25 protein-coding genes and 2 pseudogenes are annotated in these 23,549 nt (G+C 65.8%); 17 read left to right on the plus strand and 10 right to left on the minus strand.

Annotated features, from left to right (window positions below):
* Nucleotides 1–8: 8 nt before the first annotated feature.
* The 3 genes from G6N41_RS02440 to G6N41_RS02450 form a co-directional block, all read right to left on the minus strand.
* Nucleotides 9–164 (minus strand): hypothetical protein, encoded by a 156-nt coding sequence (locus G6N41_RS02440; RefSeq protein ID WP_198965232.1) that lies wholly within the window; start codon nt 162–164, stop codon nt 9–11.
* On the minus strand, nt 140–421 hold the full coding sequence (locus G6N41_RS02445; RefSeq protein WP_198965176.1) for a hypothetical protein: 282 nt from the start codon (nt 419–421) through the stop codon (nt 140–142). The genes G6N41_RS02440 and G6N41_RS02445 overlap by 25 nt, the downstream gene beginning before the upstream one ends.
* A gap of 72 nt (nt 422–493) precedes the next feature.
* A complete protein-coding gene (locus G6N41_RS02450; RefSeq protein ID WP_198968084.1) occupies nt 494–709 on the minus strand; it encodes a hypothetical protein in 216 nt (71 codons plus the stop codon).
* 143 nt (nt 710–852) lie between these two features.
* Between G6N41_RS02450 and G6N41_RS02455 the strand changes: the two genes are divergently transcribed.
* The 8 genes and pseudogenes from G6N41_RS02455 to G6N41_RS02490 all read left to right on the plus strand — a co-directional run bounded on the left by G6N41_RS02455 (nt 853) and on the right by G6N41_RS02490 (nt 7,963).
* Complete coding sequence (locus G6N41_RS02455; RefSeq protein WP_198966501.1) at nt 853–1,761, plus strand: metal ABC transporter solute-binding protein, Zn/Mn family; 909 nt, start codon at nt 853–855, stop codon at nt 1,759–1,761.
* Nucleotides 1,762–1,769: 8 nt separating this feature from the next.
* Nucleotides 1,770–2,588, plus strand: a complete 819-nt coding sequence (locus G6N41_RS02460; RefSeq protein ID WP_198966502.1) for a metal ABC transporter ATP-binding protein — start codon at nt 1,770–1,772, stop codon at nt 2,586–2,588.
* The gene (locus G6N41_RS02465; protein ID WP_198966503.1) at nt 2,585–3,436 is read left to right on the plus strand and encodes a metal ABC transporter permease; all 852 of its coding nucleotides are present in this window, start codon (nt 2,585–2,587) and stop codon (nt 3,434–3,436) included. The genes G6N41_RS02460 and G6N41_RS02465 overlap by 4 nt, the downstream gene beginning before the upstream one ends.
* Before the next feature lie 134 nt (nt 3,437–3,570).
* Nucleotides 3,571–4,239, plus strand: a complete 669-nt coding sequence (locus G6N41_RS02470; RefSeq protein ID WP_407663767.1) for a sensor domain-containing protein — start codon at nt 3,571–3,573, stop codon at nt 4,237–4,239.
* 62 nt (nt 4,240–4,301) lie between these two features.
* Complete coding sequence (locus G6N41_RS02475) at nt 4,302–5,003, plus strand: sensor domain-containing protein (RefSeq protein WP_231608790.1); 702 nt, start codon at nt 4,302–4,304, stop codon at nt 5,001–5,003.
* 18 nt (nt 5,004–5,021) lie between these two features.
* Complete coding sequence (locus tag G6N41_RS02480; protein ID WP_020730836.1) at nt 5,022–5,780, plus strand: LamB/YcsF family protein; 759 nt, start codon at nt 5,022–5,024, stop codon at nt 5,778–5,780.
* Nucleotides 5,780–6,699: pseudogene (locus G6N41_RS02485) on the plus strand (MBL fold metallo-hydrolase). The gene G6N41_RS02480 and the pseudogene G6N41_RS02485 overlap by 1 nt, the downstream one beginning before the upstream one ends.
* A gap of 22 nt (nt 6,700–6,721) precedes the next feature.
* The gene (locus G6N41_RS02490; protein ID WP_198966506.1) at nt 6,722–7,963 is read left to right on the plus strand and encodes an SLC13 family permease; all 1,242 of its coding nucleotides are present in this window, start codon (nt 6,722–6,724) and stop codon (nt 7,961–7,963) included.
* A gap of 22 nt (nt 7,964–7,985) precedes the next feature.
* Here G6N41_RS02490 and rlmB read toward each other — a convergent pair whose 3' ends face one another.
* Genes rlmB through carD form a run of 5 tightly spaced genes read right to left on the minus strand, consistent with a single transcriptional unit; the run spans nt 7,986 to nt 12,065 of the window.
* A complete protein-coding gene (gene rlmB, locus G6N41_RS02495; RefSeq protein WP_198966507.1) occupies nt 7,986–8,918 on the minus strand; it encodes a 23S rRNA (guanosine(2251)-2'-O)-methyltransferase RlmB in 933 nt (310 codons plus the stop codon).
* Complete coding sequence (gene cysS / locus G6N41_RS02500; RefSeq protein ID WP_198966508.1) at nt 8,919–10,325, minus strand: cysteine--tRNA ligase; 1,407 nt, start codon at nt 10,323–10,325, stop codon at nt 8,919–8,921.
* A 57-nt stretch (nt 10,326–10,382) separates the two neighbouring features.
* Nucleotides 10,383–10,880 (minus strand): 2-C-methyl-D-erythritol 2,4-cyclodiphosphate synthase, encoded by a 498-nt coding sequence (gene ispF / locus G6N41_RS02505; protein ID WP_198966509.1) that lies wholly within the window; start codon nt 10,878–10,880, stop codon nt 10,383–10,385.
* Entirely contained in the window at nt 10,877–11,560 is a 684-nt protein-coding gene (gene ispD / locus G6N41_RS02510) for a 2-C-methyl-D-erythritol 4-phosphate cytidylyltransferase (protein ID WP_012396604.1), read from the minus strand. The genes ispF and ispD overlap by 4 nt, the downstream gene beginning before the upstream one ends.
* A gap of 16 nt (nt 11,561–11,576) precedes the next feature.
* The gene (gene carD, locus G6N41_RS02515; protein ID WP_003419482.1) at nt 11,577–12,065 is read right to left on the minus strand and encodes an RNA polymerase-binding transcription factor CarD; all 489 of its coding nucleotides are present in this window, start codon (nt 12,063–12,065) and stop codon (nt 11,577–11,579) included.
* Nucleotides 12,066–12,507: 442 nt separating this feature from the next.
* Between carD and G6N41_RS02520 the strand changes: the two genes are divergently transcribed.
* Genes G6N41_RS02520 through disA form a run of 3 tightly spaced genes read left to right on the plus strand, consistent with a single transcriptional unit; the run spans nt 12,508 to nt 15,677 of the window.
* Entirely contained in the window at nt 12,508–13,065 is a 558-nt protein-coding gene (locus G6N41_RS02520; protein WP_012396605.1) for a hypothetical protein, read from the plus strand.
* 41 nt (nt 13,066–13,106) lie between these two features.
* Nucleotides 13,107–14,582 (plus strand): DNA repair protein RadA, encoded by a 1,476-nt coding sequence (gene radA, locus G6N41_RS02525; protein ID WP_015357440.1) that lies wholly within the window; start codon nt 13,107–13,109, stop codon nt 14,580–14,582.
* Between the two features lie 18 nt (nt 14,583–14,600).
* Complete coding sequence (gene disA / locus G6N41_RS02530) at nt 14,601–15,677, plus strand: DNA integrity scanning diadenylate cyclase DisA (protein WP_198966510.1); 1,077 nt, start codon at nt 14,601–14,603, stop codon at nt 15,675–15,677.
* Nucleotides 15,678–15,688: 11 nt separating this feature from the next.
* Here the strand turns inward: disA and G6N41_RS02535 are convergent, their stop codons facing one another.
* A complete protein-coding gene (locus tag G6N41_RS02535) occupies nt 15,689–16,486 on the minus strand; it encodes a hypothetical protein (RefSeq protein ID WP_198967685.1) in 798 nt (265 codons plus the stop codon).
* A gap of 113 nt (nt 16,487–16,599) precedes the next feature.
* Nucleotides 16,600–17,217 carry a carbonic anhydrase gene (locus G6N41_RS02540; RefSeq protein ID WP_036456724.1) on the minus strand — a complete coding sequence of 206 codons (618 nt, stop codon included), beginning with the start codon at nt 17,215–17,217 and terminating at the stop codon, nt 16,600–16,602.
* On the opposite strand from G6N41_RS02540, the gene G6N41_RS02545 reads away from it, so the two are divergent.
* The 6 genes and pseudogenes from G6N41_RS02545 (at nt 17,216) to G6N41_RS27790 (ending at nt 23,543) form a co-directional block, all read left to right on the plus strand.
* Nucleotides 17,216–18,127 (plus strand): A/G-specific adenine glycosylase, encoded by a 912-nt coding sequence (locus G6N41_RS02545; RefSeq protein WP_198966511.1) that lies wholly within the window; start codon nt 17,216–17,218, stop codon nt 18,125–18,127. The genes G6N41_RS02540 and G6N41_RS02545 overlap by 2 nt on opposite strands.
* 438 nt (nt 18,128–18,565) lie before the next feature.
* Entirely contained in the window at nt 18,566–19,966 is a 1,401-nt protein-coding gene (locus G6N41_RS02550; protein WP_198966512.1) for a proton-conducting transporter transmembrane domain-containing protein, read from the plus strand.
* A 25-nt stretch (nt 19,967–19,991) separates the two neighbouring features.
* Nucleotides 19,992–22,589 (plus strand): DUF2309 domain-containing protein, encoded by a 2,598-nt coding sequence (locus tag G6N41_RS02555; RefSeq protein WP_198966513.1) that lies wholly within the window; start codon nt 19,992–19,994, stop codon nt 22,587–22,589.
* A gap of 14 nt (nt 22,590–22,603) precedes the next feature.
* Complete coding sequence (locus G6N41_RS02560; protein WP_231608791.1) at nt 22,604–22,903, plus strand: P-II family nitrogen regulator; 300 nt, start codon at nt 22,604–22,606, stop codon at nt 22,901–22,903.
* Between the two features lie 26 nt (nt 22,904–22,929).
* Nucleotides 22,930–23,193: pseudogene (locus G6N41_RS29870) on the plus strand (carbonic anhydrase); the annotation flags it as partial.
* A gap of 47 nt (nt 23,194–23,240) precedes the next feature.
* On the plus strand, nt 23,241–23,543 hold the full coding sequence (locus G6N41_RS27790) for a hypothetical protein (protein WP_231608792.1): 303 nt from the start codon (nt 23,241–23,243) through the stop codon (nt 23,541–23,543).
* Nucleotides 23,544–23,549: the final 6 nt, after the last annotated feature.

The following is a 23,549-nucleotide window of genomic DNA, read 5'->3' on the forward strand; positions in this document are numbered from 1 at the left end:
CCGTTACCTTATAGGGATTTTAGTAATTCCGGTTTTGAGGGCGCCCAGGATGTGGGGTGGGCGTTGTTGCGCACCGTGCGGGTGAACACCCAGCCGATGTGCATGTCGGTGAGGTTGACCGTGCGGGCGAACTCACCTTTCAGTGTCGGGCCGCAGTGCGCCACGGTGTCGCCTTCGAAGAACCCCGGAGATTCTTCGGCCTCATCGCCTGCTTTGCAGATGGTGATCGAGGACCGCAGCAGCGGGAGGGTTTCGTCGTCGACACACCCGAGATCTGGTCGCGGGCCTTGGCGCCGCGCAGGTAGCGGTCGATCGTGGCGCTGCTCATCGCCAACAGCTCGGCACGCACCGCCGGGCCGTAACGGTCACGGCCGTCCACCAGTTCGCCGTGGCGTTCTAGAGCATCCAACTGAAGTGCCATGGAAGCGGCCAGGTACCGGCCGCACTGCCCGCCTGAGGCCGCCCACACCTTCTGCAACACCTTGAGCGCATCCTAGGAGTACTTCGGATTGCGTTGCCGGCAAATCCGTTTGGCGACCTGCCGACCCGCTCCCGCCGGCGCGGCCGCCGCCCTCAACCGCCGCCGGGCGTTGTCACGCGACCAGCCGGTGACCGCCACCACCTGATCCAGAATCTGCCCCTTGCCCGCCTTCGGCGCCCCCACATACCCCCTGGCGAACTTCGCGGTGATCTCGGCCCGAGACGACATCGACAGCCCACTTCCCATGCCTGCCAAGGATCGACCGTTTCGCGGGCATTTTTACGTGATCCACCGAGGACGCTTCACGGGCATTTCTCGTGATGCTTGCCGTCGAGTTTCTAATGGAAACGGTTGTCATTACTATTAGAGGTATGTTGCGGGTCAGGGTGGCACACGGGTTCTCGGCCATCCTGCTATCCGTGCTCGGCGCAACCGGTGTTGCGGCGTGCGGAACCGACCACGACGCGCACCCCGGCGCGGCCGCGGTGGTGGCATCAACCGATGTCTGGGGCAGCGTGGCGCGCGCCGTCGCCGGAGGACATCTCGCGGTGAATTCAATCCTCACGGACGCGGCTTCGGACCCGCACTCGTATCAGGCCAGTCCGGTCGACGCCGCCATGATCGCCGACTCCAGTCTGCTGATCTACAACGGCGGCGGCTACGACCCGTGGGTGGACAACGTGCTGGCCAACCATCCGGCCATCAACGCAATCGACGCCTACTCCCTGCTGGGAACCGATGCGGCACGCCCACCCGACGAGCACGTATTCTACAACCTGCACGTCGCCAAGTCCGTCGCCGCCACGATCGCCGAACGGCTGGCGATCATCGACCCGGCCCATGCCGCCGAATACCGGACCAACGCGGTCGAGTTCGGCCGCAACGCGGACGCCATCGTCGATTCCGAACGTGCCATCGGTGCCGAGCACCCGGCCGTAGGGGTCATCGCGACTGAACCCGTGGTGCACTACCTGCTAGCGGCCTCCGGACTGGTCAATCGCACCCCGGCCGCATTCGCTCAGGCCAATGAGAACGACAGCGATCCGGCACCCGCCGACCTCGCCTCGGTGCTGACCCTGATCGACCGCCGGGAGGTCGCGGCGTTATTGGTCAACCCGCAGACCGCCACCGCCACGACCGCCGGTCTGCAGGCCGCCGCGCACCGGGCCGGGGTGCCCGTGGCCGAAGTGTCCGAGACCATGCCGATCGACACCGACTACCTGACCTGGCAGCGCAACACCGTCGACCAGCTGGCGGCGGCGTTGCGGTCCGGCCGCTAGGCACGTCTTTGAACCAGTTGAACCAACCGGCAATTGCGCTGCGCGGTGCGCGGCTGGCATTCGGCGATCGGGTCCTGTGGGAGGACCTCGATCTGTCGGTGTCACGCGGCGAATTCATCGCCGTGCTCGGGCCCAACGGCACCGGCAAGACCTCGTTGCTCAAGGTGTTGCTCGGCGAAGTCGCGTTGAACGCAGGTGTGGCGCTGGTGGACGGCGCCAGCCTCGACACCGGTCGAACGCGCCGCGGTCATATCGGCTATGTCCCACAGCACCATCCGATCGACCGGGAGGTGATGCTGCGCGGGCGCGACCTGGTCGGTCTGGGTGTCGACGGATGCCGGTGGGGTGCGGTTGCGTTGCGCTCGGGCGAGCGGGCCCGTCGCCGCGAAGCCGTGCAGCGGGCGCTGCAGCAGGTCGACGGTGAGCGGCTTGCCGACGTCCGGGTGGGGCTGATGTCGGGGGGCGAGCTGCAGCGGATACGCGTCGCCCAGGCACTGGCAAGCGACCCGTCGTTGCTGCTGTGCGATGAACCGCTACTGGCCCTCGACCCGGCCAACGCCAACCTGGTCGCCGCCCTACTCGATCGCCGTCGCCGGGAGGCCGCAACCGCGGTCATGGTGGTCACCCACGAGGTCAACCCGATCTTGCCGTACGTGGACCGGGTGCTCTATCTGGTCGACGGACGATTCCTGATCGGCACCGTCGAGCAGGTGATGACCAGCCAGACCCTCTCGACGCTGTACCGCGCCGATATCGAGGTGATCAAAGTCGTCAAGGGCCCCCACACCCGCTATTTGGTAGTCGACGCCCAGGACGGGCTCCGATGACCAACGACCGGCTCGTCGACATGCTGGACCATCTGTTCGCGTTCGACATCACCGCCCACCTACTCAGACACGACTTCGTCCAGCAGGCACTGATAGCCGCCGCGTTGCTCGGGCTGGTAGCCGGGTTGATCGGGCCGTTCGTCGTGATGCGCCAGATGTCGTTCGGCGTTCACGGCTCGAGCGAGTTGTCGCTGACCGGAGCGGCGTTCGCGCTGCTGTCCGGGTTGCCGGTGGGCGTGGGCGCGCTGGTGGGCAGCGCGTTGGCGGCGGCACTGTTCGGCATTCTGGGCCAGCGTGCCCGCGAGCGTGATTCGGTGATCGGCGTCGTGCTGGCGTTCGGGATGGGCTTGGCAGTCCTGTTCATCCACCTCTACCCGGGACGGACCGGAACCAGCTTCGCGCTACTGACCGGCCAGATCGTCGGCGTCGGCTATTCCGGCCTGACCATGCTGGCGCTGATCTGCGTTCTTGTCGTCGCGGCGCTGGCGATCTGTTACCGGCCGCTGCTGTTCGCCACCGTCGACCCCGACGTCGCCGCGGCCCGCGGCGTGCCGGTGCGCACCCTGAGCATCGTTTTTGCCGCCCTAGTCGGCGTGGTGGCGGCTCAGGCGGTCCAGATCGTCGGAGCCCTACTGGTGATGTCCTTGCTGATCACCCCGGCCGCCGCGGCCGCGCGAGTGGTCACCGCACCGGCCGCGGCGATCCTGACCTCGGTGGTTTTCGCGGAGGTGGCGGCCGTGGGTGGCATCGTGTTGTCCCTGGCCCCCGGGGTACCGGTGTCGGTGTTTGTGGCCACCATCTCCTTCCTGATCTATCTGATTTGTCGACTGCTGGGGCGCCACCGCTGAGGCAGCGTTTATCCTGGTCGCACACGGTCGTCAAGCCGGGTGCACCGACTTGCGGCCGTCGTTGGGGGTCGTGAGGGGAGGAAATAGTGCGCCAGCGAGTCGCCGCGCTAGCGGCGCTGGTGGGAGGTGCGGGCATGCTCGTCACCGGTTGCGCCAACATCGTCGATGGCAATGCAGTGGCCGCGGATATGTCGGGGCCGTTGAACCAGACTCCGATCGCCGTTTCAGCGCTGGACGATCTCCTGCTCGACGTCAGCCAGATCGACAGCGCACTGGGCGCGACCTCGATGAAAGTCTGGTTCAACGCCAAGGCGATGTGGGACTGGCGCAAGAACATCTCGGACAAGAACTGCTTGGCAGTCGATGGCCCCGCCCAGGACGAGGTGTACGCCGGCACCGGTTGGACCGCGATGCGAGGCCAGCGGATGGACGACAGCGTCGATGATTCCAAGCGACGCAAGCACTACGCCATTCAGGCCGTTGTGGCCTTTCCCAGCGCCCACGATGCCAGCGCTTTCTACAACTCCTCGGTACGCAGTTGGGGCAACTGCTCGAATCGCCGTTTCACCGACGTCAGCACGGACCAACCCGACACCATCTGGACGGTCTCCGACGTCGTCAATGACAACGGCATGCTGAGCACCTCCCAGGTCCAGGAAGCCGGCGACGGATGGACCTGCCAACGGGCTCTGACCGTGCGCAACAACGTCGCCATCGATGTGGTGACGTGCGCCTACAGCCAATCGGGTTCGGTGGCGGCCGATGTTGCGCAACAGATCGCGGCCAAAGCCGCCAAACAGTAGGCCCGCAGCGGGCCATGCAGGTAACCGGCTGGGTTCCCCACCTGAGGCTGGCGCGGGGCGCGATGGCGCTGGCAGCGACGGCCGCTCTAGCGCTGGCCGGCTGTAGCACCACCGTGGCGGGCACCGCCTTGCCGGCCGCCAACCTGGGCCATGCCCCCACCACAACCACCAGAGCAGCGCCACGCATTGTGGCGGCGGCCGCACTGGAGGGGGCACTGCTGACTCAGCAACAAGTGGTGGCGCTAGTCGGTGGAACCAACATGTCGCTGGTCGGCGCGATTACCGGCACAGCCGACGGGTCCAAGGTCGTCGACGATCCCACCTGCCTGGGGCTGGCGTCGATCGGCGACACGTCCGTCTACGCCAACAGCGGCTGGGTCGCGATGCGCGGCAACCAGATGACCAGCCCCAATGTCGTACAGGCCGACGTCACACAGCTACTCACATCGTTTCCCGTCGCCGCCGATGCCGCCGCATTGCTACAGCGCGCGGGCCAGGACTGGCAGGGCTGCGCGAATCGGCGATACGGCTTTCACTCTTCCAACGGCAACCACAGCTACTTCAACACCGGACCTGTGATCGCCAGCGGCTCGCGCATCGAGGTGTTGCTGCGCCAACAGGAAGACACCCGATGGAGGTGCTCGCACGCGATGGCGTTGCAGGACAGTGTGCTCGCCGAGGCGCGGGTCTGCCTGATGAGCAAAAACACGACCTCGGCGCTGGAAAACTTCATCGACCAGGTGATCTCCCGGATACCCCAATAGTCCCCATAAGCTAGGCACGTGCCCTATATCGACCTCAACGCCGACTTGGGCGAAGGCTTCGGCATTTGGCAGTTGGGCGACGACGACGCCATGCTTGGAATAGTCACCAGCGCCAACGTGGCCTGCGGCTTTCACGCCGGAGAACCTGCCGGCCTGCTTCGCGTGTGCCGGGCGGCCGCCGAGCGGGGGGTGCGGATCGGAGCCCAGGTGGGCTATCGCGATCTTGCTGGCTTCGGCAGGCGTTTCATCGATGTGGACCCGGAAGATCTGGTCGCCGAAGTCGTGTACCAGATCGGCGCATTGCAGGCCATAGCCCAGTCTTGTGGATCCACGGTGTCCTACGTCAAACCCCATGGCGCCCTGTACAACACCATCGTGACCCACCGGGACCAGGCGGCCGCCGTCGCCGAGGCGGTACGGATGGTGGACGCCACGCTGCCGGTGCTGGGGATGACGGGCTCGGTGTTTTTCCAACAAGCGACCGACCTTGGGCTACGCACGGTCGCCGAGGCGTTCGCCGATCGCGCCTACCGGTCCGACGGACAACTGGTCTCGCGTCGCGAGCCCGGTGCGGTGCTGGCCGATGCCGCGGCGATCGCGCAGCGGGCGGTGTCCATGGTGGCCTCGGGCAAGGTCACCGCGGTCGACGGCAGGCAAGTCCCGATCACCATGGAATCGATTTGTGTGCACGGGGATTCGCCCGGCGCGGTGCAGATCGCGACGGCGGTGCGGGACCGGCTGACGGCGGCCGGCAACGAGATAAGGGCGTTTTGCTGATGCGTCTTCGATTCGGGCGGCCCGACCTCAAGCGCTATTCGCATCGGTTTGGCGTTCCCGCTGCCAAGCCCGATGCTGTGCTCTCGGCGATGTGGATCGGTGTGTCGACGGTGCTACTCGACGACGGCTCATCGGCGCTGATGACCGACGGATACTTCTCCCGGCCGAGCCTGGCGCAGGTCGCTGCCGGCAAGCTGGCGCCATCGGCGGCGCGCGTCGACGGCTGCCTAGCCCAAGCCAAGGCGTCGGAACTGGCGGCCGTCATACCGGTGCACACCCATATCGACCACGCGATGGACTCCGCACTGGTGGCCGACCGTACCGGCGCGCTGTTGGTCGGTGGCGAATCGGCGGCCAATATCGGGCGCGGCTACGGGCTGGCCGAGGATCGCCTGCTGGTGGCTGTCCCCGGCCAGTCGATGGAGTTGGGCGCCTTCGACGTCACCCTGATCGAGTCACACCACTGCCCCCGGACCGATTTCCCGGGGTGATCAGCGAGCCGGTGGTCCCACCGGTAAAGGCGTCGGCCTACCGCTGCGGTGAAGCCTGGTCGACACACATCCACCACCGACCGTCGGGGCGGCGGCTGCTGATCCAGGGCAGCGCCGGATTCGTCGCCGGCGCGCTGGACGGCTACCGCGCCGAGGTCGTCTACCTCGGCGTCGGCCAGCTGGGGCTGCAACGGCGGTCATACCTGATCGACTATTGGAACGAGGTGGTGCGCGCGGTCGGGGCACGCCGCGTGGTCCTTGTCCACTGGGACGACGTCTTCCGCCCGCTGTCAAAGCCGATGCGGGCCTTTCCTTATGCGGCCGACGACCTGGATATGTCCATCCGTATTCTCGATGAGTTGGCCGCACAAGACGGCATCCCGTTGCAGATGCCGACCGTGTGGCAACGCGAGTATCCCTGGGTGTAAAGACGTAAAGAGCTGCTGAAACTTGACACTAACGGTTGCGCTGCTACTGCTAGCGGTAGTCCTCGCGTTTGCGATAGCACGTCCGCGCGGGTGGCCCGAGGCGGTGGCCGCGGTTCCGGCGGCCGGCATCTTGATCGCGATGGGCGCCATCTCGCCGCAGCAGGCGGCGGCACAGGTTTCCGGGTTGGCCGGAGTGGTCGCCTTCCTCGGCGCGGTGCTGGTGCTGGCCAAACTCTGCGACGACGAAGGCCTGTTCGAAGCCGCGGGTGCCGCGATGGCGCGGTCCAGCCGCAGTTCACACGGGCTGCTAGGCCAGGTTTTCGTGGTAGCCGCGCTGATCACCGCGGCGCTGAGTCTGGATGCCACCGTGGTGCTGTTGACGCCGGTGGTCCTGGCCACCGTGCGCAGATTGCGAACACCCGTTCGGCCATATGCCTACGCCACGGCCCACTTGGCCAATGCGGCCTCGCTGTTGCTGCCGGTGTCAAACCTGACCAACCTGCTCGCCTACCGTGGGGCCGACATCTCGTTCACCAAATTCACCCTGGTGATGACGTTGCCGTGGCTGTTGGCGATAGCTGCGGTGTACGTGATCTTCCGCTGGTTCTTCGCACGGGATCTGGTCGCAGAGCGCAATCGTGAGCATGTGGGGCCACCCCCGCGGCCGCCGGTGTTTGTTTTGGTGGTCGTGGGGCTGACGCTGGTCGGGTTCGCCACCGCCGAGTCGCTGGGCGTGGCGCCCGCATGGGCGGCCCTGGCCGGTGCCTCCGTATTGGCGGTGCGCAGCCTGCGCCATCGCCACACCTCGGTAATCGAGATTGCCCGCTCGGCCAATGTGTCGTTCCTGGTGTTCGTGCTGGCGCTGGGGGTGGTCGTTCAGGCCGTCATGCTCAGCGGAATCGCTGACAAGATGTCCGCGGTGGTGCCATCGGGATCGGGGCTGACGGCGCTCCTGGTGATCGCCACGGTGGCCGCGCTGCTGGCCAACGTGGTCAACAACCTGCCCGCGACGCTGGTATTGATGCCGTTGGTGGCGGGCAACGGTCCGGCGGCCGTACTGGCCGTGCTGATCGGGGTCAACATCGGACCTAACCTGACCTATGTAGGTTCGCTCTCGAATCTGCTGTGGCGGCGGGTACTGCGCCAGCACAACGTCGAGGCCGGGGTCAGCGAGTACACCCGACTCGGGTTGTGCACAGTCCCGGTTGCGCTGGTAGCCGCGGTAATCGGGTTGTGGGTCAGCGTGCGACTGCTGGGCCTGTGATCGAGCTGGTGCGCGGCCGGCGTCAGGTTCTGCGCTGACGGGCGATTTCGGCGAGCACCACACCGGCGGCCACGGAGGCGTTCAGCGATTCGGTCGGGCCGGCCATCGGCACCGATACCACCTCATCGCAGGTCTGCCGCACCAGCCGGGACAGCCCCTTGCCTTCCGAACCGACGACCACCACGATCGGGTCGCTGCCGTCCAGGTCGTCGATGGCGGTGTCGCCGCCGGCATCCAGGCCCACCACCCGCACGCCGCGGTCGGCCCAATCCTTCAGGGCTCGGGTGAGATTGGTGGCCCGCGCGACCGGCATCCGGGCAGCCGCCCCGGCGCTGGTGCGCCACGCTACCGCCGTCACCGAAGCCGAACGACGTTGTGGGATTAGCACACCGTGGCCACCGAAGGCCGCCACCGAACGCACGATGGCGCCGAGGTTGCGCGGGTCGGAGATGTTGTCCAACGCGACCAGAAGCGCTGGCGGCGTATCCAATGCGGCAGCCAGCAGATCATCGGGATGGGCGTAGTTGTACGGCGGCACCTGCAGCGCGATGCCCTGATGCAGATGGTTGGCGGTCATCCGGTCCAAATCGGTCCGGGGCACTTCGAGGATCGGAATTCCGGAGTCGGCGGCTCGAGAGACGGACTCGGTCAGTCGCTCGTCCGCTTCGACACCAAGCGCAACGTAGAGCGCCGTCGACGGCACGCCGGCACGCAGGCATTCCAGCACCGGGTTGCGGCCGAGCACGGTTTCGGTTTCGTCAGTGCGGCCTCGGGCCGGCCGGCGCTGCTGCGCTTTGGCCCGCTTCGCGGCGGGATGGTTGGGCCGCATGTGTGCCGGCGGCGTGGGACCGCGCCCTTCCAGACGACGACGGCGCTGGCCGCCGGATCCGACGCTGGTGCCTTTCTTGGTGCCCGACTTGCGTATCGCTCCCCGGCGCTGAGAATTACCAGCCATCTACTTACCGTCACCACCCAACAGCCACCGCGGTCCGTCGGCGGTATCGGTGACCTCGATACCGGCGTTCTTGAGGCGGTTGCGAATCTCATCGGCCAGCGCCCAGTTACGCTCTTCGCGCGCCTTCTGGCGGTTCTCCAACTCGGCCTGGACCAGCACGTCGACGGCCGCCAGGGCGGCCGACGTCTCGTCCCGAGATTCCCAGCGTTCGTCGAGCGGGTCGCAGCCCAGGATGCCCATCATCGCGCGAATTGAGCTGGCGCTTTGCAGCGCTGCATCGTGGTCACCGGCGTCGAGTGCGCGGTTGCCTTCGGCGCGGGTGTGGTGAATTTCGGCCAGCGCGATCGGGACCGAAAGATCGTCGTCGAGCGCTGCGGCGAATCGCGGCGTCCAGTCACCCACAACGACGGCACCGGCCCGGCTGCGCACCCGGTGCAGGAACTCCTCAACCCCGACGTAGGCGTTCACCGCGTCCTGCAGGGCGATATCGGAGAACTCGAGCATCGACCGATAGTGGGCGCTACCCAGGTAGTAGCGCAATTCGGCCGGGCGGACCCGCTGCAGCATGGTCGGAATCGCCAACACGTTGCCCAGCGACTTGCTCATCTTTTCCCCGGCCATGGTCACCCACCCGTTGTGCAACCAATAGCGGGCGAACCCGGCGCCGGCGGCCCGGCTCTGCGCAATCTCATTCTCGTGATGGGGAAAGATCAAATCCATCCCACCGCAATGGATGTCGAACTGTGTGCCGAGGTAGGTGCGAGCCATGGCGGAGCATTCCAGGTGCCAGCCCGGGCGCCCGCGGCCCCATGGCGTCGGCCAGGACGGCTCGCCCGGTTTCGCACCCTTCCACAGGGTGAAATCGCGCTGGTCATGCTTACCGGTCGCCACCCCCTCGCCCTGATGGACGTCGTCGACCTTGTGCCCGGACAGCTGGCCGTAATCGGGATAGCTCAGGACATCGAAATAGACGTCGCCACCACCGGCATAGGCGTGGCCCCGTTCGATCAACCGCTCGATCAGCTCAACCATCTGAGTCACGTGGCCGGTGGCCCTGGGCTCCGCTGACGGCGGAAGGACGTCCAGCGCGTCGTAGGCCGCGGTAAACGCACGCTCGTAGGTGGCGGCCCATTCCCACCACGGGCGCTCGGCAGCGGCGGCCTTGTTGAGGATCTTGTCGTCGATGTCGGTCACATTGCGGATGAAGGCGACGTCAAAACCCCGTGCCATCAGCCAGCGCCGCAGGATGTCGAAGGCAACCCCGCTGCGGACGTGCCCGATGTGGGGAAGACCCTGCACCGTCGCTCCGCAGAGGTAGATGGAGACGTGGCCCTCGCGCAGCGGAACGAAATCACGCACGGCACCTGCCGCCGTGTCATGTAGCCGCAAGCCGGCACGTTCGGTCACGGCGTGCCAGCTTACTGCCTGCGCGATATGCGATGGCGGCAAGCGTCGCGCTGAGCCCTACTGGGATCCCAGCGGATCACGCAGGGAAACCACCAATGCCGTCGCGATCGCGGCCAAACCTTCGCCGCGTCCGGTCAGGCCAAGTCCGTCAGTGGTGGTGGCCGATACCGACACCGGGGCGTTGAGCGATCGGGACAACACCGCCTGGGCCTCGTAACGTCGCCAGCCGATCTTCGGCCGCTTGCCGACCACCTGCACGGAGGCGTTGCCGACCCGATAGCCGTGCTGCGTGATCAGCTCGACCACATGACGCAGCATGGTGGCGCCGCTGACCCCTTCCCAGCGTGGATCACCGACGCCGAACACGTCACCGATGTCGCCCAGCCCGGCCGCCGACAACACGGCATCACACAGCGCATGCGCGGCGACGTCCCCGTCGGAATGCCCGGCGCAGCCGTCGGCGCTCGGGAACAGCAGCCCCACCAGCCAGCATGGTCTTCCGGGCTCGATCGGGTGAACGTCAACACCCAGGCCCACTCGGGGTAGGCCGTTCACCCGCGCACAACCGCGTGGGCCAGCAACAGATCGAGACGGTTGGTGATCTTGAACGCCAGCGGGTCGCCGGCAACCACGTGCACCTGCCCACCGACATGCTCAACCAGCGATGCGTCATCGGTGAAGGCGGCGACGCCCGCGTGTCGGTAGGCGCGCAGCAGCAGTTCGGTGGAGAACCCCTGCGGGGTCTGCACCGCCCTCAGCCCCGCGCGTTCCGGCGTACCCAGAACCACCCCATTGGCATCCACAGCCTTGATTGTGTCAGTGAGCGGCAGCACCGGTACGACCGCGGCATGGCCAGCCCGCAACATGTCGACCAACCGCACGACCAGTGCCGGCGGCGTCAGCGCCCGCGCAGCGTCATGGACAAGTACGAATTCCGGCGAGACGCCGGCAGACAAGGCGGACAAGGCCCGGCTCACACTTTCGGTGCGATCGGCGCCGCCGGCCACAATGGTGGCCTCGCGGCCCAGGATCAGCTTTGCCTCGTCGGTGCGATCTGGGGGTACCGCCACCACGACGGTGTCCACCACCCCGGATTCGAGCAAGCCCCTGACGGCTCGCTCAACCAGAGTTTGGCCTTCGAGTTGATAGAACGCCTTAGGCACGCCAGCCGCGAGCCGCTGACCCGACCCTGCGGCCGGAACAATCGCGGCGACGCCCTGGGTTCCCCCGGCCACCTAACGACTCGGGATATCAGGAAGCGGCGGCCAAAACCTCGTCGAGGATTGTTTCCGCTTTAGCGTCATCGGTGCTTTCGGCGAGAGCCAGTTCGCCGACCAGAATCTGGCGGGCTTTTGCCAGCATGCGCTTCTCGCCGGCCGACAGGCCGCGCTCCTGGTCGCGACGCCACAGATCGCGGACAACCTCGGCCACCTTGTTTACATCGCCCGAAGCGAGTTTCTCCAGGTTGGCCTTGTAACGACGGGACCAGTTGGTCGGCTCTTCGGTGTGCGGGGCGCGCAGAACCTGGAAGACTTTGTCGAGACCTTCCTGACCGACGACATCGCGAACTCCGACGTACTCAGCGTTCTCAGCGGGCACTCGAACCGTCAGGTCGCCCTGCGCCACCTTCAACACGAGATACTCTTTTTGTTCCCCTTTGATAGTTCGGGTTTCGATCGCCTCGACTAACGCAGCACCGTGGTGTGGGTAGACAACGGTGTCACCGACCTTGAAGATCATCTGATTTAGGCCCCTTTCGTCACTCCATGCTAACACGCCCCCCTAACGACTGCGGTCCAACGGTGCAGGTCAGGGGCATCGCGGCTCAACATTGGGGGTTGACAGGAGGTGCAAGACGTGCATCGTCCAGCCCTGTTCGCGGCCGCTTCGACGACCCCCGACACGCCCACAGCCAGCGAACATGCGACCGCCCACCCAAACCCGACAACCGGGAAGACATCCCGTCTCACTACGGCTGGACCAAGCCGAGGCTCACCACCCCGGCGGCCCTGATCGGGGCGCCGATCAGGCGGGTCTGGCGCCAACCATCGCGACGCCACGACGGCGCCGAGGCCGCCTGCGCTACCGTCCGCAGCGGCTACCTACTACTGTGCATAGTCGAATCGGTGTCAGCACGCCGTCATGTGATCGACGATGCTCCGAACCCAGCGGGAGGCTTCGAGTGAACCTGTTCAAAATCCGCCTCGTATCGGTCGGCCTGGTCGCTCTGACTGCCACCCTGCTCAGTGGTTGTGGAGCGGGTCAGATCTCGCAAACCGCGTCGCAGGAGTCGGCGGTCAACGGCAACAGGCTCACCATCAATAACGTCGCGCTGCGCGACATCCGCATCCAGGCCCTCCAACGGACCAGTGATTTCCTGCGTCCCGGCCACAATGTGGACTTGGTGCTGGTGGCAGTGAACCAGTCACCGGATTTGTCGGATCGGCTCGTCAGCATCACCAGCGACATCGGCAAGGTCACGATGACCGGCGACGCTCAACTACCGGCGGGCGGCATGTTGTTCATCGGCACTCCGGACGGCCAGCTCGTCGCACCGGGTCCGCTGGACTCGAATGAATCGGCCAAGGCCACCGTCGCGTTGGCCAAGCCGATCACCAACGGTCTGATGTACAACTTCACCTTCAACTTCGAGAAGGCCGGGCAGGGCTCCGTGATGGTGCCCATTTCCGCGCCGTTGGCCGAGCCGCACGTGGAAGCCGCCGAGCCAGACAAGCACTAAGCGTCCGGCCGGCTGTCAGACCCAGCCGATACGGTCACCGCGTGGCCAACGCACGTTTGCAATACCGCTGCGCGGACTGCCGGTATCTCACCGCCAAGTGGGTGGGGCGATGCCCGGAGTGCAGCAGCTGGGGCACCGTCGAAGAAGTGTCCGTTCTCAGCGCAGTCGGCGGAGGCAGTCGCCTGGGTCGCCGGGCGCACGGTCCGGCGGTACCGACGTCGCAGGCCGTTCCGATAAGTTCCGTCCAGCCCAATCTCAGCCGGCACCGCCCTACCGGCATCGACGAACTCGACCGGGTGCTCGGCGGCGGTGTGGTGCCGGGTTCGGTGACGCTGCTGGCCGGCGAGCCCGGTGTCGGCAAGTCGACGCTGCTGCTCGAAGTGGCCCACCGCTGGGCGCAGTCGGGGCAACGCGTCTTGTACATCTCCGGCGAAGAGTCCGCGGGGCAGATCCGGCTGCGCGCCGACCGGATCGGCTGCGGCGGCCCGGCGGCCCCCGATATCTCCGAGGTCTCAGCGATCGACAACAGCGCGGAGATCTATCTGGCCGCCGAATCCGACCTGCACGCGGTCTTGGACCACATCGACACGGTTGGGTCGGCATTGGTGATCGTCGACTCGGTACAGACGATGTCCACCAGCGAGGTCGACGGCGTTACCGGCGGGGTGACACAGGTGCGCGCCGTCACCGCCGCGCTCACCGCGGCGGCCAAGTCCAATGGCTTCGCGCTGATTCTCGTCGGGCACGTCACCAAGGATGGAGCCATCGCCGGCCCCCGCTCGCTAGAACACCTGGTCGACGTCGTGCTGCACTTCGAAGGCGACCGCAACGGCGGGTTGCGAATGGTCCGTGGCGTCAAGAATCGGTTCGGCGCGGCCGACGAGGTGGGTTGCTTCCTGCTGCACGATAACGGGATCGAGGGCGTAGCCGATCCGTCCAACCTGTTCCTGGATCAACGCCCCACACCGGTTCCCGGCACCGCGATCACGGTGACCCTGGATGGAAAACGCCCCCTTATCGGGGAAGTCCAGGCGTTGCTGGCGACGCCGAACGGCGGGGCACCCAGACGCGCTGTCAGCGGGATCGACCATGCCCGGGCCGCCATGATCAGCGCCGTCCTGGAAAAACACGCGCGGCTGTCACTGGCCGTCAACGACATGTATCTGTCCACCGTCGGCGGGATGCGGTTGACCGATCCCTCATCGGATCTGGCCGTCGCGATCGCACTGGCCTCGGCGTATGCGAACCTGCCGCTACCCACCACCGCGGTGATGATCGGCGAGGTCGGCCTGGCGGGCGACCTGCGGCGGGTCAACGGGATGGACCGGCGCCTGGCCGAGGCCGCCCGGCAGGGATTCAACATCGCACTGGTCCCGCCCGGCTGCGAGGCGGTGCCGGCGGGCCTGCGCACGCTCTGCGCGCCCACAATCGTGGCCGCACTCGAGCACATGATCGACATCGCCGACCACCGCAGCGCCCCTTCGGCGAAGGTGCATCGGCTAGACACCTCCCACTAGCGGCGGACGCATAGCAGAATGCACGCTGTGAATCGTCCGACACTTCGTGAGGCTGTTGCCCGGCTGGCGCCCGGCACGGGGCTACGGGACGGCCTAGAGCGCATTCTGCGCGGCCGCACCGGAGCCCTGATCGTGCTGGGCCACGATGAGAACGTCGAGGCCATCTGCGACGGCGGGTTCCCCCTCGATGTGCGCTATGCGCCCACCCGGTTACGGGAACTGTGCAAAATGGACGGCACCGTGGTGCTGTCCACCGATGGCAGCCGGTTCATCCGGGCCAACTTGCAGCTAGTTCCGGACCCGTCGATACCCACCGACGAATCGGGCACCCGCCACCGTTCGGCGGAACGGGCCGCCATCCAGACCGGCTATCCGGTGATTTCGGTGAGCCACTCGATGAACATCGTGACCGTCTACGTCGGCGGTGAGCGACACGTGCTGAGCGATTCGGCCACCATCCTGTCGCACGCCAATCAGGCCATCGCGACCCTGGAGCGGTACAAGACCAGGCTCGACGAGGTCAGCCGGCAGCTATCCCGCGCGGAGATCGAGGACTTCGTGACGCTGCGCGACGTGATGACGGTGGTGCAGCGACTCGAGTTGGTGCGGCGAATCGGCATCGAGATCGACAACGACGTGGTCGAACTCGGCACCGATGGGCGACAACTGCGGCTGCAGCTCGAGGAGTTGCTCGGCGACAACGAAACCGCCCGGGAGTTGATTGTCCGGGACTACTACGCCAACCACGAACCGCTGGCCACCGCACAGATCACCGCGACCCTCGACGAGCTGGATGCCATCACCGACACCGAGCTACTCGATTTCAACGCGCTGGCGAAGATCTTCGGATATCCGTCCACGACCGAGGCGCAGGACTCGGCGCTGAGCCCGCGCGGCTACCGCGCCATGTCGGGCATCCCGCGACTGCAGTTCAGCCATACCGACCTGCTGGTCCGGGCCTTTGGCAGCCTGCAGGGCTTGCTCGCGGCCAGCGCCAGCGACCTGCAATCGGTGGAAGGCATCGGCGCGACGTGGGCCCCTCACGTCCGAGAGGGACTATCGCAGCTGGCCGAGTCGACGATCGCCGACCAGTGACGTGCGCCCGCCTACCCGCCCTGGGCGGGTGGCGCCTCGGGCGGTGGCGCCAAAGCCGGGCCGGGAGACGGTAACGGACCGGGAGGCTGCGGCGCAGGATTCAAGATGAATGGAACCGGCTGCGACCGCAGGTTACCCAGCTGGACGACCAGGTTGTAGGTTCCGGGCCCAATCGCGGGCCTCGGCAGTGGGCACTTGGGCGCCGAGCCCATCCCGGTCCACGTCACCGCGGTAGTCACCTGCTCGCCGGGGGCAAATGTCTTGACCAAGGTCTCATTGGATGGCGCGCAGTCCAGGTTGGACCACAATCGCTTGTTGTCCAGTGAGTACACGTAGGCCGCGAGCACCGCGGCGCCCACGTCGCTCTTGCAGGCCACGAGCCCGATATTGGTGACGACCATGGTGAACTTCGGCTGGTCACCGATGTAGTACTGGGGCGCGTTCGTCAGGCCCTTGACGGCCAACGTGGAATCCGGGCAGTCGTCGCCCTCCTTGAGCACCGGCGGCGGTTGTACCGCGGCGGTGGGGGTGGGGGTCTCCGGATTCTGCCCCTGCGGCGGCGCGCCCGACGCGTTACCTTCGGTCTGCCCGGCCGGTTCCGGCGCTTGCGGCGCACTTGACCCCGGATGGTCTTGCGCACCCGCCGGTTTATCGGCATTGGCAGGCTTAGCACCTGCATTACTCCCGACGAAGGCGATCACAGCGGCGACCGCCACCCCGATCACTACGACCGCGATGCCCAGGGCCAGTCCCCTGCGCCGCCAGTAGATCTCGGTGGGTAGCGGGCCACGCGGTTCCAGATCCAGCACATTCACACCGTAGGCCCAGGTCACGCCGACTCGTTTGACCCGACCCGGCGTGTCGCCGGGTTAGCTGGGGAACGGCCGTGTTAGTGGTCCTCCAAGGCGTGCCTTAACCGCCGTTACACGCCGATATCACCGACATGGTCGCGCAGCACAGCCTGTCCGTCGGAAAGCTGGTAGGTGGCCCCCACGATGGCCAGCGTGCCCGCCGCGACTCGACTGGAAATGGCCGTAGAGCGCGACAGGAGTTGGGCGACCGTCTCGTGTATGTGGCGCTGCTCGAACTCGTCGGGCCGCGACAGCCCATCACGCCTTCCCAGCAGGATGGATGGCGCAACCCTTTCCACCACATCTCGCACATATCCGTCAGGCAGAGTGCCGCTGTCAAGCGCGGCCAACGCGGCATTCACCGCACCACAGCTGTCGTGACCGAGCACGACGATGAGCGGCACGTTGAGCACCGTAACCGCGTACTCGATGGAGCCCAGCACGGCCGAGTCGATGACGTGACCGGCGGTGCGGACCACGAACATGTCGCCCAGGCCCTGATCGAAGATGATCTCGGCGGCCACGCGGCTGTCCGCGCACCCGAAGATGACCGCCGTCGGCTTCTGCCCGGCGGCCAGGCTGGCGCGGTGATCGACGCTTTGACTGGGGTGCAGAGGCTTGCCGGCGACGAATCGCTCGTTACCCTCACTGAGTGCTTTCCAGGCGGTTATCGGATTGGTGTTGGGCATGCCAGCCATTGTGCCGCAACCTTCGATGACCTGCCCCGAACACATACCGGCCACTAATCTTGTTGCCTGGTATGAGCGTTGTTGCCGCGACCTGCCCTGGCGGGCGCCCGACGTGAGCCCGTGGCAGATCCTGGTCAGCGAGTTCATGCTGCAGCAAACCCCGGTATCACGGGTGCTGCCGATCTGGCCGGACTGGGTGCGGCGCTGGCCCACCGCATCGGCGACGGCGACGGCGACGGCCGCCGATGTGCTGCGTGCCTGGGGCAAGTTGGGTTATCCACGGCGGGCCAAACGCTTGCATGAATGCGCCATGGTCATCGCCGGTGACCACGACGACGTGGTTCCCGACGACGTCGATACACTGCTGACCCTGCCCGGCGTCGGGAGCTATAGCGCACGCGCGGTGGCCTGCTTCGCGTACCGGCAGCGGGTTCCGGTGGTGGACACCAATGTCCGGCGGGTGGTGGCCCGGGCCGTCCATGGCCGCGCCGAAGCGGGTTCACCGTCGGCCACCCGCGACCATGCCGATGTACTCGCTCTCATGCCCAGTGATGAAACGGCGCCGATGTTCTCGGTGGCCCTCATGGAGCTTGGCGCGACCGTATGCACGGCGCGTGCACCGCGGTGCAGCCTGTGCCCGCTGACCCGATGCACATGGCAACAAGCCGGCTACCCACCCGACAACGGACCGCCACGTCGGGCGCAGGCCTATGCAGGAACTGACCGCCAAGCCCGCGGCCGCTTGCTGGAGGTATTGCGCGCCAATACCGCTCCAGTCACCATTGCCGAGCTGGACGTGGCCTGGCAGAGGGATTGCACGCAGCGTGCACGCGCGCTGAAGTCCCTGCTTGCCGACGGATTGGTTGTTCAAACCACCGACGGCCGATTCGCCTTGACGGGGGAAGAGTAACCGCGGCGATGTGACGAGCGATGTCGGGGATGCCGCGAGCCCGACATTTCAACACGCCCAGCAGCGACTGTGCGCCCGAATTGCTTCGCGCGCACAGTTACGAGATCTACTGCAGTACAGCTATTTTCGCTGAAACCACGCAACGCCTTCCCATCACTTTCCCCTCCCGGCCGTCCCATTTAGACGAAAAATATTTCACGAGTCTTGCCGCACGTAGTTTATCTCGCGTAATTTGTTTCACATGCATAGCACATCCTTGATACCTGCAACCGGTGGTGATGCCCGGTGAGCGCCTTACTCATTGGCGTCATAGCGCTGCCCCTCATCGCATCGCTCTCCGCACTCTTCTCCACCCCGCTTCCTGCTCGCCTCGTCGGTCGATTCGGTGCGGCAGCCGCCGGCGCGGGCCTGCTTTGCGCCGTTTTGATCGCAGTCCACGTGACTGTGCACGGATCCATCTCGGCATCCCTGCTATCGCCCCAAGGCACGCTGATAGCCCAAGTCGGGGCCAACAGGTTGGTCACGATTCTGCTGGTGCTCGCCTACGGCGTGAGCACTGTCGCGCAAGTCTTCGCGCTGCGATATCTGGCCTGCGACAGCCGATCTGGCTGGTTCACTACTGGCACCGGCTTGCTCACCACTGCCTCTGCCGGCCTGATTATCTCCGGAACTCTCATCGGACTGGCCGTGTGCTGGACCGTGGCCGGCGCCGCGCTGTGCCTGCTGCAGGCCACCTACTGGAACCTACCGGCTGCCCGCGATGGTGTGGTGCGCACGGCAACAGCGTTCCTGTTGGGCGACCTGGCCCTATGGTTAGCGGTTGGATTGCTCACGGTCCGATGGGGCAACATCAACCTGTTCGACCTGAGTCCCGGGCCGTTCGAAGGCTCATCACCAACCCTGCTGGCCGCAACGGGCCTGATTGTCATAGCGGCGCTATCACGATCAGCCCAGATTCCCTTTCACCGCTGGCTGCCCGCTACCTTGGCCGCACCGACGCCCGTGTCGGCACTGCTGCACGCGGGTGTGGTTAACGCCGGCGGAGTGTTGCTGGTGCGGTTGAGTCCGATCGTGACCGGGTCAGCCCTCGCCATGGGGCTGGCTTTTACCGCCGGCACGCTGGGCGTGCTGTACGGCGGAGTAGTAATGCTCACCAAATCCGACATCAAGGGCTCGCTGGTCTATTCCACGATGGCGCAGATGGGCTTCATGATCATGACCTATGGGCTAGGTCTGTCGGCCGCCGCGGTCTTCCACCTGGTGGGCCACGGTTTCTACAAGGCCACCCTGTTCCTGTCGTCAGGATCGGTCATAGCCAAGCGCCGCCAGAAAGCCGACAGGCCGCCCGCCCCGATGCTGAGCACCCGCCGCTGGGCAGCGATCCAACTCACGGCCATGCTGCTACCTGCCGCCGCACTGTATGTGGCCAGCAGCATCCTGCCATCGTCGCCTGGCGAGCACGGCTCCGCACACGTGCTGCTGGTCTTCACCTGGGCGACGGCTGCGGCGGCGCTTACCGGCTGGTTGACCACCAGCCCACGAGCACGGGCCGCCCTCACCGGAGCCATGGCACTGCTGATAGCCGCCATCGGATATGTGGCGCTAGTCAAAGCCGTAACCGGATTCATGGGCCCCGACTTGCCGCCGGCCACCGTACCGCCCGCATCTTCTCCGGGCATCGTGGCAGTGGCCGTCGTCCTGGGTCTGCTGACGCTGCTACGCAGGCTCCGTCCAGCGGCTGGGCCGGCCGCGTACAACGCACCATCTACGCCAAAGCACTTGTTGCTGGACATGTTTCATCGACCCGACCGCGGTCCATGTCGAGCAACCATCCCATGACTCGCCAACTGACAGGAGCGTTGCAGTGACCACTCTGGCTGAACACGTCTCAATCGACACCCGCCGCGCGCAATTGCGCAGCGATGTCAACCTGGCCACCCGGGTGATACCTACGCATTACCCGCTCAAGACCTTTATCGCGGTAAACCCGCTGGCGGGATTGGAGTCAATGCCGTTCGACCAGGCGGTCCGGCGGGCCTGCGACCTCTATGGCAGCGCAGGTGTTCTGGATGAAGCGGCCTACCGGAACCTCTACCGCCTCGGACGCATTACCGACGCCGACCTCGAAACCACGCTGCGCCTGCGCTACCCGGCCTTGCTCGACGGGCACCCCGTCGAGCTGGGGAAACGCACATTGACACCGGCCGAGTTGTTGCGGGCCGACTTGCTCAATGGCAGCTACGCACCAAAGCCTTTGCGGCGCAATATGACCCGCAGCGAGCAGGCGGCACCACAGGTAGCCGAGGAGATCGACGCCCAGGCCGCCAAATGGTGCATGGCATACTTCGGATCCCCGGCAGCCGGCTGGCCGATGCCCGGCCATGGCGAGGGCTTCTATCACGCTTGGCGCACCCTGGCCGCGGGCGACCACAAGCTAAGCCGCAGGGTGCGAGCGGCGCTGCGAGAGGCTCCGCGGCGGGCGGACGATGCCGCACTGCAAGCACTGACCCAGCTGGGGGTGGCCGACGAAGGCCGCGTGACCTACTTGCAGGCCCATCTGACGCGCCTTCCCGGTTGGGCAGCCCACGTACCCTGGTCCGCCGAGCATGCAACCGGCGTAGGGATACTGGACTACCTTGCGATGCGGCTGACCTATGAAGCAATCATGTTGGCCCATAACAATGCAAGCGCACCTCGCGCGTCGGTGACGAGCATCCGGCCGCGCATCCCTTCGGCGCGCGAGCGGGCTGCAGCGCTGGCTCGCAGTGCGGGAATCGGCGACATCAGCGACAACGATCTGGGTGCTGCCGCGCGAATTTTGTCAGCGTTACCCGTTACCTCGCATCAGATGATTTGGCAACAAGCCTACGAAGCGCACTACCGCGACGCGCTACTGAGTTCAATAGCCAAGGCCAAACCGCACTACAGTGACCAGCGCCCGGCTGCCCAACTCGTCTGCTGCATCGACACCCGATCCGAGGGCTTGCGGCGCCACTTCGAATCCTTGGGCCAATACGAGACGCTTGGCTTCGCCGGCTTCTTCGCCGTCGCCATCCGATTCACCGGACTGCTCGGCGGCACTCCAAACGACCTGTGCCCGGTACTGATTCGGCCTCAGCATGATGTCAGTGAAAGCCCGGCACCAGCTGCCGGGGTGGCGGCGCGACGCCGACGCGCCGGTAGCGAGCTGATGGCTAGCGCCGAGTCGGCATTTCATGTCGCCAAGAAGGCGCCAATCGCCCCGTTCGCCTTGGCTGAAGCCGCGGGCTGGGCGGCCGGTCCGTGGGCGGCGGCGAAAACCCTGAGCCCGTCGGGCAGCGGCACACTACGACGGCGCCTACGCGACCGGTTGTCACCGCCGGCTCCTACCGTGCTGTCGATCAACGACACCGTCGACCTGGCCCAGCGCAGCCTTTACGCGCAGGTGGCGCTGACCACCATGGGCCTCACCAACCACTTCGCCCGGCTAGTGGTGCTCTGCGGACACGGCAGTATCACCGAAAACAACCCTTATCAGGCGGCACTGGATTGTGGGGCGTGCGGTGGTCAGGCCGGAGGGCCCAACGCGCGCACCGCTGCGGCAATCCTCAACGACGCCGACGTCCGCGCTGAATTGCGCAACCTGGGCATCGAGATTCCGGATGACACCCGGTTCATCGCAGCTCAGCACGACACCGCGACCGACCGAATCGACATCTTGGACCAGCACCTGATTCCGGCTGGATATCACGCCGACATACAAAGGCTGATTACAGATCTAGGCATGGCCGGTACCAAACTGGCCACCGAGCGCTGCTTTGGACTGCCCGGCGGGCCCGCTAAGCCCCGCCCGGCACAGGCTGCCCGCCACGTGGCCAAACGCTCCCTCGATTGGGCTCAGGTCTTCCCGGAATGGGGACTGGCCGGCAACGCGGCGTTCATCGTGGCTCCCCGAGCGGTCACCCGTGGCATGAACCTGCAGCGGCGGGCCTTCCTGCACTCCTACGAAGCTGAGGTCGACGCAGACGGTAGCGCTCTGGAAACCATCCTCACCGCGCCCATGGTGGTAGCTCAATGGATCAACTGCCAGTACTATTTCTCCACCGTGGCGCCGGAAATGTTCGGGGCCGGCACCAAGACCATCCACAATGTCGTCGGCGGCGTGGGTGTGCTCGCTGGGCACGGCGGCGACCTCCAATTGGGGTTACCACGACAGTCCCTGACCGATGGCCAGGCGTTCGGCCATGAACCCATGCGGCTGCTGACTGTGGTCCAGGCACCGCTAAAGCGCATCGACATGGTAGTCGAGCGCAACCCAATCCTTCAGCATCTCTTCGGAAATGACTGGGTGTGCTTGGCCGCGAGGGAACATCCCGGCCAGAGCTGGCGCCGCTGGACCCGCGGCGACTGGCGCCGTTGGGACACCAACGGACCAACCGACCACAACAACGCAACCGACCAGGAGGTAATGCCATGCCAGTAAACGGATTGACCAAGATGACCAAGATCGAAGTCGTTGTCACCGGGGAACATGCACCTGCAGTACGAGATCAGTTCAACAGCTGTGGGGCAACAGGTTTCACCAGCGTGTCGGGCGTCTCTGGACTTGGCCATCACGGCTATCACCAGGGCCGGCTGCTCTTCAATCAACAGGCATCTCTCGAGATGCTCATCACTGTCGTCCCGGATGCAAAGACCGAGGCGCTGATCGCCGGATTGCGGCGCCTGCTCGACGGCTCGCCGGGGGTCATGTTTGTCACCGACACCTACGTCAGCCGGCCCGAGTACTTCAGCTAGTCCACCACCATAGAAAGGAAGTTGCCATGTCCAACCCGTCCACCGTCTGGAATCAGCTTCAGACCGGTAATCGATTCTTCCGCAGCACCTTGCGGACGACTGGGAAGCACCCCGCAAAAAAGCAGTCACCCTCTGCGGTGGTGTTCCGCTGCGCCGACGCGGATACGGCAAGCGAGGCGGTGTTTGGTCAAGCGTGGGGATCACTCGTTGACGCCAGCAACTGGGGGCACGTGATCGACAGCGGCGTCTTGGCCACCGTCGAATACGCCGTCGGCACGCTGCACATTCCACTGATCGTCGTGCTCGGCCACGAACACTGCACCGCGATGAAGACCGCTTGGAGTCCTGGAATAACGTCAGCATCCCCGAGGGAGCGTCTCGAGCCGTCGTCGAGCAGGCGATGTCGTCACTGGCCCGACAAGACGCGGCGATCAGCGCGGTCGACGAGCTGGCCGAAGCTCATGTAGTACACACAGGTTCCTCGCTGCTGCACAAGTCGCCCGTGGTGGCCAAGGCAGTCGACGCAGGAGAATGCGCGATCATCTGCCTGGTCAGCGATAGCAACGATGGCCGGCTTCGCGTCTGTGCGACATTCGGCGACGTCGGGGAAAGTGGAACACCGCTGCTGGAATGCGTATAGGTAAGG

This window comes from Mycobacterium shottsii (genome assembly GCF_010728525.1).
Taxonomy (GTDB): Bacteria; Actinomycetota; Actinomycetes; order Mycobacteriales; family Mycobacteriaceae; genus Mycobacterium; species Mycobacterium marinum.